Origin of the sequence: Flavobacterium cauense R2A-7 (assembly GCF_000498475.1) — a bacterium.
GTDB lineage: Bacteria > Bacteroidota > Bacteroidia > Flavobacteriales > Flavobacteriaceae > Flavobacterium > Flavobacterium cauense.
Window position 1 is genome coordinate 42,235 of sequence record NZ_AVBI01000019.1, and the last position, 13,666, is coordinate 55,900.

Below are 13,666 nucleotides of genomic sequence, written 5' to 3' on the forward strand. Positions count from 1 at the left end.
GGGACATTCGGTAAGAGTGTCCCTTTTCTATTACAATTGCCGAATGTGTATCACTAAATTTAGTGATAGCTCCTCACTAAAATGTGGTATTTTATCCCTTATTTCAAATTTCAATGTTGTAAATATTAAATAATAATTCATTTTTGTATGTGGAAAATGCCTCAAAATATCATTAAACTGTAAAATTTATGAAAAAAAGATTTTTAGTATTTGTACTTACTTTATTAAGTGGTGTAACGTTTGGTCAGAACAGCACGGAAGCAAATAATCTTGTTGAAGAAGGAATTGTTTATCATGACAAGGGTGATTATGAAAACGCACTAATTAAGTATGATAAAGCATTGGAAGCAGATAAGGATAATCTTTTTGCGCTTACCGAAAAGGCGATGACATTAAATGCTGCAGGTAAATATGCTTTGGCAATTGAATGTTGTGAAAAAGCATTTAAAAGGCATTCCGTTGATAACGGTTTTAAAACACTTTATGTGTGTTACGGAAATGCTTACGATGGCTTGAAAAAACCAGAAGAGTCGGTAAAAATCTATAATAAAGGAATTAAAGATTTCCCAAATTATTATCAACTGTATTACAATAAAGGGGTGACATTGGCCGGTATGAATAAAATCGATGAAGCTATAATGAGTTTTGAAAAATCGGTTTCCTTGAACCCTAATCATCCCGGTTCCCACAATGCTTTGGGAAGATTATCAGACAACAGTGAAACGAGGGTTAGAGCGCTATTAGCATATTATCGTTTTATGGTATTGGAACCTAAAAGCTCAAGAGGAGCTGAAAATCTGAGTTACATTAAGAGGATAATGACAGCCAATGCGGAAAAGAAAGGAGAAAATGAGATTACACTTCAGTTAGATTCCAATATTCTTAAAGGATTTGACGGGAAGCAAAAAGAGAATAGTTTCAAATCGACCGATTTGATTCTGTCCATGGATGCCGCGTTAGATTATGATGATAAATATAAAAATGAAACCCAAATCGAGCGATTCATTCGTAAAACAGGGACTTTCTTTTCATCATTGGAAGAATCCAAAAAAGATAATTACGGTTTTTACTGGGATTACTACGTACCTTATTTCACCGAAATGAAAGCTAAGGGACTTATAGAGCCTTTTGCTTATATCGCTTTTTCAGGTTCTAAAGACGAAGTGGTACAAGCATGGCTGAATTCCCATAAAAACGATGTAGCGAAGTTTTATGATTGGAATAAGGCATTTAACTGGAAAGGAAAATAATTGAAATTCCTTTTGCAACTCGCAAGCATAATTTCGAAAATCATTTGAAATATAAAGGGACATTCGGTAAGAATGTCCCTTTTTTTAGGGTTATTTTCTGAAATCTAATCCTTTGATGAGGTTGTATTCTGTGGATTTTGTACCGTATTGTGATTTTACCATTTCTTTGATTCGGGAAGTGGTTTCGGACAGGGTTTTGAAACCGGTTTGACGTTCGTTTATCTTTGGCTGATAGGCACTGAACTTTTGAGTTACCGCGTTGTTTACGGTTGTGGCATGCGTTAGCAAAGTATTTAATGCAGGAATTTTAATGGCTACGTTAGTTGGGTCATAATTGGTGCCGAATTGTTGTAAAAGGGTAATAATATCGGTGAAATTTTGAAGTTGACTTCCATACGATTTTTCAGAACGGCTGATGGATTCCTGTGTAGAGTTTGACGTAACCGGAAGTGGCTTTTCGCCTCTGATTTTTCGAACGAATTTATTAACATCTATAAATTGCTGTGAGTTTACCCCTGATTTTGCTTTAATGTAGGAGTTGACTAACGTGAGTTTTTTACTGATGGAATCCGGATTGGCGTTGAAAGTGTTTTTACGCATTCGTACTGCTTCCGAAAATTCATGATGGGTGGTTGTGTGCTCGGTTTGAATGGTACTCAGTTGCGATACCAATAACTGAAATCCTGAAGGAGTGAGCTCCGGAATACCGGGATCATAGTTTTGAAAGTTGCTGATGAACTGATAAAATTGTTCTGCTCTTGCGAGACGAGCGGCATAAGATGCCTGAGAAGGTGTTGCCATGTTGTGTGGTTTACTATTTGTGTTTTTGTATTTAATTCGTAAGAATTATTTTGCGAAATTAAAAAAGCTAATTGATAAACAAAAATTTAATTGTAAGAAATTAAAAACATTTTTTGTTTTTTTAATGTTGATTTATGAAGAAGAAAAGCAGGTGTTTCAAATGCAGTTGCACCGATGTGAAATAGAAATGCGACAGGGCAAATAAAAGATGCGCCGATATAGAAAATGAATGCGGCAAGGCAGATAAAGGATGCGTTGGAGCAAATAAAGAATGCGTTGAGATAGATAACGGCTGCGCCGAAGTAAAATAAAGATGCGTTAAAGCAAATAATAAATGCGCTGATACAGATAATGAATGCAGAAAGACAGATAAAGAATGAAAAAGAATGAATTTACGATAGCGTGTTGTTGTTATGTGAATAACTCGGCCGTAGTGTTGATAAGAAAATTCGGAAATTCTATTGGTTTTTTGTAGTTTGGCGGGGTGAAACTGCTAAAGGAATCCGGTGTTGATTGGATTGGCTTTTGGGGTTCATGTATTTAGGAGTTACAATCAATTTTAACCAAACAGTATTATGAAGAAACTTATTTTGTTTATCGTATTATTCTCGACAATTTATTCTGTTGCTCAAGATAAATTAAATTTCAATACAAAATTTACGCAAAGCGAAGACAAATGGGTAGCTTTTTCAGCCGACTCTCTTGGATCACATATTTTTGGTTTTATATACATTGATTCAGAGGCGGGATTAACATTCGATTATTCAGGTTCTTTCAAAATTGACAGCAATGGGAAGTACCTTCTTAAAAAAAAGGAAATGGAAGGGGCTATTAAACATCGATTACAACCTAACAATGTATTGGTCGCAATTATTCCGGAATCACATTTTGCAGAATTGGGAGTTTCCAAGTTTCCTGAATGGCTCAAATATTATAAAGAAGATGAAAATACCATTGAGCGTTTATATAAATGGGGATATATGTATAATGGTTGGGGCGAATGTGCCAAAGCATTGGAATTTTTGGAAAAAGCAAATAAAATTAATCCCGACTATAAAGGGCTTAGAGTTGAATTAGGCTTTTCATATAATTGCTTGGGTCAATCTCAAAAGGCAATCAGTATTCTAAAAGCAGCACTCAAAACCGAACCCAAAGATGCCTACATCTATAAAGAACTTCTTTATTCACAAATACATAATGATCAACTGGATGATGCTGTAAAAACTTATGATAAGGTAGTAGCTGAAATTGCTGATAAAACCTATAATGCAGAAAATGCTTTTAATATTTTAGGAGTGTACTTTCGCCAAAAGAATATTAAAAAATTTAACGAGTGGATAAAAAAAACACAAATTGATAATGACAAAAAATTTGGCCCTTATGTAGAAAGGTTGAAGAAAGAATTAAGCACAAATTAAAATTCGAAAGGATATTGGTCTTCTGTAATGGAAGGGTTAGAAATTATAGTCAACAGATTTCCCAAAATAAGATTTAAATAAATACACTTAAAACATTACCATGAAAGAAAAAATAAAAGTACTTCAAACCATACATCTTGCCATATGTGGCGGAGTAATTATTGCGTATGCAACGATAGGAAAGTTTTCAATTGAAACCTTAAAAATCGAAACTATTGATTCTTCCGAAATTGTTTATGTACTTATTCCGGTTATGGCTTTCGTATTGAGTAACTTTTTGTTCAAAATGCAATTAAAGCAAGTTAACCCCAAACAGGACCTTTTGGAGAAATTACCGGTGTATCAGACGGCTTCCGTTATCCGGTGGGCTATTCTTGAAGGGGCGGCTTTTGCGCTGTTATTTATAAAACCGGATTTTATGGTATTGGGAATACTGATAATTGTATATCTGTTGTTTTTAAGACCTACAGAAGAGAGAATTACCGTTGATTTTGAAAGGATTGTATAAGAAAACACAACCTGCCTTTGATGAAATTCTGTGTACAGAACCATTAGGAAGTAAGACACAATGAAACAGTTAGTGCTTAAATTGGTTTTTCCGTTAACGATAATGTCGTTTTTACTGTTTACTAAATGGTGGTATGTGTTGGTAGTGGACGGTCCAGACACCATTATGTATGGTTTCCCGTTGATTTATACCTGCCAGGGATTTCATACTTCCATGTCTTCTCAGTTTTTTCTGCTCGAATTGTCGGTTGATCTTGCCGTTTATTTCCTGTTTTGGTTGGGTGTGGTTTATCTGATTCATCGTTTTGTGTGGCACATCCGGATTCCGAAAGTAATTACCATTTTACTGTTTATCGTAACGCTGTTGTTATTGGGATTTAACATGTTGTTTGTGGTAAATCCGGATAATTTATTTTCATGTAAGAGAGATTTTGGTGTCGATATTATGAAAACCGGTTTTAAATGGGACTGGCAGCGGCAGGAGCATCCGGATTATTATGATTATCATCCCGAAAAACGCAAACAATAAAATGTTATAGTGGTTACGGACAGCTTTTCACGATTTGTTACTACACTAAGGAAATAGTATATTGCAGTATCAACCAAAAACAAAAACTATGCATCCGATTGTAAAAAACATTTTAGCGGTCCTGATAGGAATTATCGTGGGTACTTTTGTAAACGGGAGCCTGATTTCTATCAGTGGCTCAATAATACCGCCGCCGGAAGGGGCTGACGTTACAACAGTAGAAGGCTTAAAAGCTGCCATGCATTTGTTTGAACCCCAGCATTTTATTTTTCCGTTTCTGGCCCATGCTTTGGGTACTTTAACCGCAGCTTTTATTGCTGCACGGCTTGCAGCAACCAACAAAATGCGAATTGCACTCGGAATAGGCGTTTGTTTCCTTGTAGGTGGCGCCATGATGGTGTATCAGTTGCCATCGCCGGTTTGGTTTTCTGTTCTGGATCTTGTTGGAGCTTATATCCCTATGGGATGGCTGGGTGCTAAATTGGCTTCTGTTACTAAACAAGGATAATTGTTTTCTATTATTCTGAAACAGAAATACTTTCTAAAAACAATTAAAATACCGATATTTGCCCACCTCAAATGATTAAACTTTAAAACAATGATGAATAAAAATACGGTTTTAGGATGGGCAACCTTAATCATGGTAATTATGGGATTGCTTTTAATCGGTCTTGGAATTTACCGTTATGCCGATGTGGCAGGCTGGGGATTTGCGGCTGTGGGTGTTGGATTCCTTGCAAATGCATGGGTATTTAACGCTTTGAAAGGAAGAGTATAAATCAGAATACAGCAATAGTAGTATGAAAATCCGAGTCTTGATTCGGATTTTTTTGTTTGCGGTTTTTTAGAAATTCTGATTTGCTTCGGACATTTAAAACAAAAGGACTTTAGAATTGACTAAAGTCCTTTTGTTTTAAATGCTTACTGTTTGTAAATCGAAAGTTATGAACCAGCAAACGGTGTTCCGAAAATGCCCACGGCAAGTTCTGCCCAAACAAGTAGAAGCAAAAGCAAGATTACCGCACAAATGGCAATTCGGTATTGAATTTTGGTTACTTTTCTCAGTACAAATTCACACAGCATTCCAGTACCGTATAGCAGAAAACCTGCGACAATAAAGTCGGAAAATGACCAATTTACTTCTTCTGTAAATTGCATTGCGATTAGTGGTATCAGTAATAAAAATGTTACTGTAAACATGATAGCTGTAAGTCTTTTGTTTTGCATCATCATAATCATAGCGTTTTGTTTTTTTAGGTTATTGAATTTATGCACTGTTTTTAAATTACTCGTTTTGTGTGGTTTATCTTTTTTAAATTTTAGTGTGAAACCAGATTTGATCGATACAAATATAATAAACTTTGAAATACAAAGTACTTTATGTTTGAAAATTTCATAATTTAGCAGCAAATAATTTGATGCTATGCAATTCTTTGTTGAGAAAAAATCTGTTGTTCGAAAAATCTGGGGGAAGAGTGATACGATACTTTTTATTTTTGCCGGAGCTGCTGCCGAGTTTGCACTCAATAAGGCGGTCGATTGGTTGTATTTTACCGGGAAGCTGCCTTCGGATCCCTTAGGTAGGTTGTTTTCTACCGTTCGGTATGCGCGGAAAATTGTTTTTTCGTCGATGGATGAGGCTAACAGCACTATTGATACCATGCGAAAAATTCATACTGCTGTAGAACAAAACCGCGGTGCAGCAATTCCGGATTGGGCGTATCGCGATGTTCTTTTTATGTTAATATATTATTCAATTGCAGCGCATGAATTGCTCGAAAATAAATTAACCGATGACGAAAAAGAAGAAGTTTACAATGTTTTTTACCGTGTGGGAATAAGAATGGGGTTGAAAGGATTACCGCCCAACTATAAGGCATGGCTTCCGGTTCGAAAGGAACATTTAATTGGGAATCTCCAAAAAAGTGCGTTTTCAGAAGACCTATTCAGACAGTATAAAAAACATTTAGGAAGTATTCGATTCAGGATTTTGATTGAAGGTCAGAAATTAGTGGTTCCAGAAAGAGTAAAAAGTTTATTGAATTTAAGTAATTTTTCTTTGTTGACGCCGGTAGTGCCAATGTATAAAATCAGTAGAGCGATGAGGTTGGATGGTTTTGTCAAGAACATTCTTTTGCCATCCGAATACCAAGAACAGATAAAAGAACTGGATGTATATTCAGAGCAATAAAGGATTTAACGGATGAATTGCTAAGATTCCAATTTCAGCATTTGCTTTCTTTTTAATTAGGACTATCTTTGCGTTTAGATTTAATTCAAAAGTTTTTGAAGATTATTAACAAGTAACAATATAAATTGCACTATGTCAGACGATAAGAAAGTAATTTTTTCGATGTCGAAGGTGAGTAAAACTTACTCTTCCACAAACAAGCAGGTTTTAAAAGACATTTATCTGAGTTTCTTCTACGGAGCTAAAATCGGTATCTTAGGTTTGAACGGTTCCGGTAAATCATCATTGCTGAAAATTATTGCGGGTGTTGATAAAAACTATCAGGGTGATGTGGTGTTTGCACCTAATTATACTGTTGGCTATTTAGAACAGGAGCCATTGTTAGATGAAAACAAAACGGTTATTGAAGTAGTTCGTGAAGGGGTTGCCGAAACAATGGCGATTTTGGATGAGTTTAATAAAATTAATGATATGTTCGGACTTCCGGAAGTCTACGAGGATGCCGACAAAATGCAGAAACTGATGGATCGTCAGGCCGAATTGCAGGATCGTATTGATGCTGCAGGCGCTTGGGAGATTGATAACAAACTGGAAGTTGCTATGGATGCTTTGCGTTGTCCGGATTCGGATACACCAATTAGTGTATTGTCCGGTGGTGAAAAACGTCGTGTGGCTTTATGTCGTTTGTTATTACAACAACCCGATGTATTGTTATTGGATGAGCCTACCAACCACTTGGATGCCGAGTCGGTATTGTGGTTAGAGCAACATTTACAACAATATGCGGGAACAGTTATTGCAGTAACGCACGACCGTTATTTCCTTGATAATGTAGCGGGTTGGATTTTGGAATTGGACAGAGGTGAAGGTATTCCGTGGAAAGGAAACTACTCGTCTTGGTTGGATCAAAAATCGAAACGTATGGAATTGGAAGAAAAAGTAGCTTCCAAACGTCGTAAAACGTTAGAGCGCGAGTTGGATTGGGTACGTCAGGGAGCAAAAGGCCGTCAGACCAAACAAAAAGCACGTTTACAGAATTACGATAAATTATTGAACGAAGATCAAAAAGAACTTGACGAAAAATTAGAATTGTATATCCCTAACGGACCGCGTTTGGGAACCAATGTTATCGAAGCGAAACACGTTGCAAAAGCATACGGAGACAAATTGTTGTATGACGATTTGAATTTCACTTTACCACAAGCAGGAATTGTTGGAATTATCGGACCAAATGGTGCTGGTAAAACCACGATTTTCAAAATGATTATGAATGAATTACAACCCGATAGCGGTGAATTCGTAACCGGAGATACGGTGAAAATTGCTTATGTAGACCAATCGCATTCCAATATCGATCCAAACAAATCCATTTGGGAAAACTTCTGTGACGGTCAGGAATTAATTATGATGGGCGGACGTCAGGTAAATTCTAGAGCTTATTTGTCTAGATTCAACTTTGGCGGAAGCGACCAGAATAAAAAAGTGGCAACGCTTTCTGGTGGAGAGCGTAACCGTTTGCATTTGGCGATGACCTTGAAAGAAGAAGGGAACGTATTGTTACTGGATGAGCCAACGAATGATTTGGACATCAACACACTTCGTGCTTTAGAAGAAGGTTTGGAGAATTTTGCCGGTTGTGCGGTGGTTATTTCCCACGACCGTTGGTTCCTGGACAGAATTTGTACGCACATTTTAGCATTTGAAGGCGATTCTCAGGTATATTTCTTTGAAGGAGGTTTCTCTGACTACGAAGAGAATCGTAAGAAGCGTTTAGGTGATGTGGCACCAACGCGAATCAAATACAAAAAGTTGATCAGAAACTAAATAATAGAAAAGCGGCCTTAGGGTCGCTTTTTTTCTTCGGATAAATAATACAAAAAGAACAAGTCTAAACAAATGTTAAATAATTTAACAAAATTTGAAATTTTCCATGTTTTTTTTGAATGTTATTTGGGTAGGGTTTAGTAAATTGTACTTTTTAATTTTTTAATGCAAACTAACCGATTTTATTTATTTCTACTGTTTTTTGTGCTGATTTTTCAGTGCGTTCAGGCGCAATCTGAAAGTGTCAGTCGCAGGACTATTTTAGATTTATTATCGAAATCGGGAGAGCATTTGAATAAATTAGAGTGTAATAAGTCATTGGATTATGCAAAAAAAGCACTTAATGAAGCTTATGAAATAGAAGACAACCAGTTAATTGCCCGCTCGTACAATCTGATAGGTTTAAACTTCGAGGAATTTTCCGATTACAAAAAAGCCGCCGGTTTTTATAATAACGGAATAAAATACGCTAATAAAACTACGAATGATACTTTAAAAGGATGGCTTTATAACAATCTAGGAAATCTGTATTGTTTCAGAAAAGTCGATTTTAAAAAAGGTATTGAAAACTATAAAAAGGCATTGGTTTATTCTGAAAAGATAAAAGACAGTACCGAAATTATGTTTTCAAATCTGAATATCGCAGCGGCTTATTTTGCAAGAGAAGAATATCTTTCCGGGTATCCTTATTTAAAAAAAGCCGAACCATTGGTGAAAAAGCTGGACATTATGGAATCCAGCCTTTCCATGAATTCATTATACGGTTCTTATTACGCCTATCGTAATGAATTTGCTAAAGCTGAAGCTTCATTTAAAAACGCATTGAAAATTTGCGAAAATAATAAAGTGGAATTGCTTGAAACAAATGTATCCGAACTTTACGACGATTTTTCGAGATTTTACTTCAAGATAAAAGATTATAAAAATGCTTATCTGTATTTGGATAAATACAATGATTTAAAAGACAAGATTTACAATATTGAACGGGTAAAAGAAGTTAATGTTGCCGGTTCCAGTATTCAACTCGACGAATATAAAAGGGAAATTGACAAGATAGAGGTTGAAAAATTAAAACAAAATGACCGACTAAAACAAACCAAGCTTGTTGTGGTAATGTTTATTGTTGTGTTTTTCGTTTTGTTATTGTTGGTTTATGCGCTTTACCGAAGCAATCAGCTACGAAAAAAGTCCAACCGAAAACTGAAAATTGCCAATGAAGAATTGCTTGTGGCCAAAGAACAGGCCGAGGAAGCTTCCTTACTGAAATCACAGTTCATTTCTACCATCAGCCACGAATTACGCACACCTTTATACGGAGTGGTTGGAATTACTGATTTGATTGCCGATGAACACAAAGAACTGAAAAACAGCACCTATCTCAAATCGCTTAAGTTTTCGGCCAAGTATTTACTTTCTCTTGTGAATGATATTCTTCAGGTTTACAAAATCGAAGAAAAAAAGATAGTGTTGGAAAATTCAATTTTCAACCTTTCCGACGAGTTGACTTCCATAGTCGAGAGTTTACAGTTCCTGTCCGTAAAAAACAACAACAAGTTATGTTTGGAAGTTGATGAGGCCATTCCGGAATTCATCATTGGCGACAAAGTGCGTTTGTCTCAGATTTTCATGAATCTGGTAAGCAACTCATTAAAATTTACGAAAGATGGTAAAGTCAAAATTGTTGCCAAATTGGAGCGAAACGAAGCTTCATTTTGCTTTGTGACTTTTATGGTTATTGATAATGGTATCGGAATCGCAAAAGAACATCAGCAAAAAATATTTGAAAAATTTGTTCAGATTGAGCGTAAAGAAGACGATTATCAGGGAACCGGTTTAGGGTTATCGATTGTAAAACAATTGGTAAATCTTTATGGTAGTGAAATTCATTGTGAAAGTGAAGAAAATGTAGGTACAAAAATGATTTTCACCATAGGTTTCGACACTGATGAGACCAAACGGAATGATTTACTGAAAAACCTAGAAGTCGATTTCTCCGAAGAACGTACCTATAAAATTCTGGTTGTGGAAGACAATAAAATCAATCAGATTGTTACCAAGAAAATTTTGGATATCCGTCATTTTGAAAGTGTTATTGTCGATGATGGCTATGAAGCGTTGAAAGTACTTGAAAATGAAGTTTTTGATGTAATTCTGATGGACATCAACATGCCAAAAATAAATGGATTTGACACTTCAAAATTGATTCGTAAAAAAGGAGTTACAACGCCAATTATTGCAGTAACGGCTTTTGATAAACAGGAAATTATCGAACAGGTTCAGGCTTCTAAAATGAATGAAGTTATTGTTAAGCCATTTGATCCCAATTATTTGTATAAAATGATAATCCATATTTCAAATAAAAAAGAGGAAGAAACCAAAGCCAAAGTGTAACGAAATAAGACTTTATATTTTTACAGAAAAATCAATCGTGAAACCAGTTAACATATCAATTGATTTCACGATTAATTTTTTAAAAATGCAGTAACAGTTCAACTTTCGAATTAATGAATCGGGATGTTCTTTTTGCTATTTGATAAACGATTTGAATTTTTTGGAATTGTGATATGAAGAATTCCGTCTTTATACGTCGCTTCGATTCTTTCGGTTTCAGCGGCATCCGGAAGATGGAACGAACGGCAGAACGATCTGTAAGAGAACTCTTTTCGGGTATAATTCTCTTTTTTGTTCATTTCCTCTGATCTTTCTTCTTTTTCCGAAGCAATGGATATGGTTTTATCTTCAATTTCAACCTTAAAATCCTCTTTTTTCATTCCGGGAGCAGCCAAATCGATTTGGTACTCACGTTCGGTTTCCGATAAATTTACCGATGGCATGGTGCTGCCGATGTCGGTAAAATTTTTGAAACTCCACTCCATAATGTCTTTGGGGAAAAACTCGTCTAATAACGAATGTGTGGTTGATTTTGAACCACTGTTTGCTAATAAATCCATAATGTTTGTATTTAAAATTATTAAATAGTTTACATTATAAAAATACTGAAAAAAAGAAAAAACAACAATATGATTAAGGTTAATGTATTGTTAATCAGTTAGTTGATTTTTAAGGCCATCCCAATTCCGGTTTGCTTACCATTGTAAAAAGGAAGGATTCCGACCGATTCAACATTCTTATTTTTTTTTGAAAATAATTTATTGGTATATGGGAATAGCCAATACGCTACTTTAGTGCTCAGAATTCCAATTCCGGCTCCGGCTGCAACATCTGTAAGCCAATGTCTGTTGTTAAACATTCGGTACATACCGGTTCCAGATGCAACAAGGTATCCGGAGATGCCATACCAAACCGAAACATCTTTGTATTCCTGCCACATGAATTCTGCGCCTGCAAAAGCGGTTGCGGTGTGACCTGAGGGGAATGAATTAAAAGAAGAAGCATCGGGTCTTTCTACTTTTGTAATATGTTTTAATCCGGTCACCGTTGCCGCAACCATTAAATAAGATGTTCCTAAAATAATGGATCTGTCTTTTAAATCGTTTTTACCATCCACACCAACATTATTCAGAATATAAACCGTTGCAGCGGGAGCATATTGCGAAAAATCATCAATGGATACTTTTTCGTCAATATGTTCATATACTTCGGTGCGAATTTGCGTATTTATTCCAAGCAGCTCATGATTGTCCAATGCAATAATTCCATAACCGATTAATCCTGCCGGAATGATTAACTGTTTGTAATTGAATTTTAAATTTTTATCTGTAATTGTATCTTTTTGCTTTGTTTCTTGTGCATTTACAAGACAAACCAAGGTCAGAAAGAAGAATGAAAATAATTTCTTTAAAATCATAAATTACCTGTAATACATGTTAATACCAACGTTTTTTATTTTTTTTGGAAGCTTCCGATTTTCGTGAATTCGATTCTGGTTTTTTCTTTGGACCCTGAGGTTTCTTTTTATTTCTCAAATCCGGTTTTGCATCAGGATTCACTTCGCTCCACTGAAAAGGATGATCTGTAACCACTTTTACTTTCTGACGCGTTAGTTTTTCAATATCCTGCCAATACGTTTTTTCGTCTCTGGAACAAAATGAAATCGCCATACCCGAGTTTCCGGCACGTCCGGTACGACCAATGCGGTGTACGTAGGTTTCCGGAATATTCGGTAAATCAAAATTGATTACATAAGGTAACATTTCAATGTCAATACCACGAGCTGCAATATCGGTAGCCACCAAAACAGTGGTTTCGTTGCGTTTGAAACTTTCCAGCACACGTTGACGTGCATTTTGCGATTTGTCTCCGTGAATGGCTTCCGCATTGATGTTTTGTTTTTTCAGGGCTTTTACCACATTGTCGGCGCCGTGTTTTGTACGCACGAAAACCAAAACGCTTTCCAGTTTTTCACCTTCAATAATCTGATATAAAAGATTTCTCTTATTTTCCTTATCAACAAAATAAACCTTCTGATTCACTTTTTCGGCAGTACTTGAAATCGGAGCTACGGAAACATATTCGGGTTTTGTCAGGAAACTGTCAGCAAGCTCACGGATGGCTATCGGCATGGTTGCAGAAAACAACAGTGTTTGTCGGTTATCCGGCGTTAATTTGATGATTTTCTTCACATCATTAATGAATCCCATGTCTAGCATCAAATCGGCTTCATCCAAAACCAAATGGTGTAAATGGTTCAAGTCGATGAAACCTTGTTTGTTTAAGTCCAACAAACGTCCGGGAGTAGCCACTAATATGTCGACCCCTTTTTTTAGTTGGTCTACTTGCGAGATCTGATTCACACCGCCAAAAATCACTAATGTTCTGATATTGGTATATTTTCCGTAGGTATCAAAACTTTCGGCCACCTGAATGGCTAATTCACGAGTTGGAGTAACTACAAGCGTTCGGATGTGCTTTGTCTTGCTGGAAGAACCAACAATACGGTGTAAAAGATTTAGGATAGGAATAGCGAAAGCCGCTGTTTTTCCGGTTCCGGTTTGCGCGCAGCCTACCAAATCGTTTCCGTCTAATATAATCGGAATGGATTTTTCCTGAATAGGGGTTGGATTTGTGTAACCTTCATCGGCTATCGCGTGCTGTATATTTTTGAGTAAATTTAGTTCGTCAAATTGCATAAAAAAAACGATAGTGTTTATTGACTATCGTTTACAAAAGTACTCTAAAATTTCGA

General features: G+C 36.0%; 14 protein-coding genes. 9 read left to right on the forward strand and 5 right to left on the reverse strand.

Annotated features, from left to right (window positions below):
• Positions 1-188: 188 nt before the first annotated feature.
• Entirely contained in the window at positions 189-1,250 is a 1,062-nt protein-coding gene (locus tag FCR2A7T_RS10175) for a tetratricopeptide repeat protein (protein ID WP_023571203.1), read from the forward strand.
• Positions 1,251-1,340: 90 nt separating this feature from the next.
• On the opposite strand, the gene FCR2A7T_RS10180 is transcribed toward FCR2A7T_RS10175, so the two are convergent.
• Complete coding sequence (locus FCR2A7T_RS10180; protein WP_023571205.1) at positions 1,341-2,051, reverse strand: hypothetical protein; 711 nt, start codon at positions 2,049-2,051, stop codon at positions 1,341-1,343.
• 575 nt (positions 2,052-2,626) lie between these two features.
• Here FCR2A7T_RS10180 and FCR2A7T_RS10190 point away from each other — a divergent pair.
• From FCR2A7T_RS10190 to FCR2A7T_RS10210, 5 genes are all read left to right on the forward strand, one after another.
• Entirely contained in the window at positions 2,627-3,469 is an 843-nt protein-coding gene (locus tag FCR2A7T_RS10190; protein ID WP_023571206.1) for a tetratricopeptide repeat protein, read from the forward strand.
• Between the two features lie 100 nt (positions 3,470-3,569).
• Positions 3,570-3,977 (forward strand): hypothetical protein, encoded by a 408-nt coding sequence (locus tag FCR2A7T_RS10195; RefSeq protein ID WP_023571207.1) that lies wholly within the window; start codon positions 3,570-3,572, stop codon positions 3,975-3,977.
• A 60-nt stretch (positions 3,978-4,037) separates the two neighbouring features.
• On the forward strand, positions 4,038-4,505 hold the full coding sequence (locus FCR2A7T_RS10200) for a hypothetical protein (RefSeq protein ID WP_023571208.1): 468 nt from the start codon (positions 4,038-4,040) through the stop codon (positions 4,503-4,505).
• 88 nt (positions 4,506-4,593) lie between these two features.
• The gene (locus FCR2A7T_RS10205) at positions 4,594-5,013 is read left to right on the forward strand and encodes a hypothetical protein (RefSeq protein WP_023571209.1); all 420 of its coding nucleotides are present in this window, start codon (positions 4,594-4,596) and stop codon (positions 5,011-5,013) included.
• A 93-nt stretch (positions 5,014-5,106) separates the two neighbouring features.
• Entirely contained in the window at positions 5,107-5,283 is a 177-nt protein-coding gene (locus FCR2A7T_RS10210) for a CAL67264 family membrane protein (protein ID WP_023571210.1), read from the forward strand.
• A gap of 164 nt (positions 5,284-5,447) precedes the next feature.
• On the opposite strand, the gene FCR2A7T_RS10215 is transcribed toward FCR2A7T_RS10210, so the two are convergent.
• Complete coding sequence (locus FCR2A7T_RS10215) at positions 5,448-5,738, reverse strand: hypothetical protein (protein WP_035118498.1); 291 nt, start codon at positions 5,736-5,738, stop codon at positions 5,448-5,450.
• Between the two features lie 190 nt (positions 5,739-5,928).
• On the opposite strand from FCR2A7T_RS10215, the gene FCR2A7T_RS10220 reads away from it, so the two are divergent.
• The 3 genes from FCR2A7T_RS10220 (at position 5,929) to FCR2A7T_RS10230 (ending at position 10,911) form a co-directional block, all read left to right on the forward strand.
• Positions 5,929-6,696 carry an oxygenase MpaB family protein gene (locus FCR2A7T_RS10220; protein WP_023571212.1) on the forward strand — a complete coding sequence of 256 codons (768 nt, stop codon included), beginning with the start codon at positions 5,929-5,931 and terminating at the stop codon, positions 6,694-6,696.
• 132 nt (positions 6,697-6,828) lie between these two features.
• The gene (ettA, locus tag FCR2A7T_RS10225) at positions 6,829-8,520 is read left to right on the forward strand and encodes an energy-dependent translational throttle protein EttA (protein WP_023571213.1); all 1,692 of its coding nucleotides are present in this window, start codon (positions 6,829-6,831) and stop codon (positions 8,518-8,520) included.
• Between the two features lie 291 nt (positions 8,521-8,811).
• Complete coding sequence (locus FCR2A7T_RS10230; protein ID WP_240471521.1) at positions 8,812-10,911, forward strand: tetratricopeptide repeat-containing hybrid sensor histidine kinase/response regulator; 2,100 nt, start codon at positions 8,812-8,814, stop codon at positions 10,909-10,911.
• 110 nt (positions 10,912-11,021) lie between these two features.
• On the opposite strand, the gene FCR2A7T_RS10235 is transcribed toward FCR2A7T_RS10230, so the two are convergent.
• From FCR2A7T_RS10235 to FCR2A7T_RS10245, 3 genes are all read right to left on the reverse strand, one after another.
• On the reverse strand, positions 11,022-11,471 hold the full coding sequence (locus tag FCR2A7T_RS10235) for an Hsp20/alpha crystallin family protein (RefSeq protein WP_023571215.1): 450 nt from the start codon (positions 11,469-11,471) through the stop codon (positions 11,022-11,024).
• A 98-nt stretch (positions 11,472-11,569) separates the two neighbouring features.
• A complete protein-coding gene (locus tag FCR2A7T_RS10240; RefSeq protein WP_023571216.1) occupies positions 11,570-12,328 on the reverse strand; it encodes a phosphatase PAP2 family protein in 759 nt (252 codons plus the stop codon).
• Positions 12,329-12,347: 19 nt separating this feature from the next.
• A complete protein-coding gene (locus tag FCR2A7T_RS10245) occupies positions 12,348-13,610 on the reverse strand; it encodes a DEAD/DEAH box helicase (protein ID WP_023571217.1) in 1,263 nt (420 codons plus the stop codon).
• Positions 13,611-13,666: the final 56 nt, after the last annotated feature.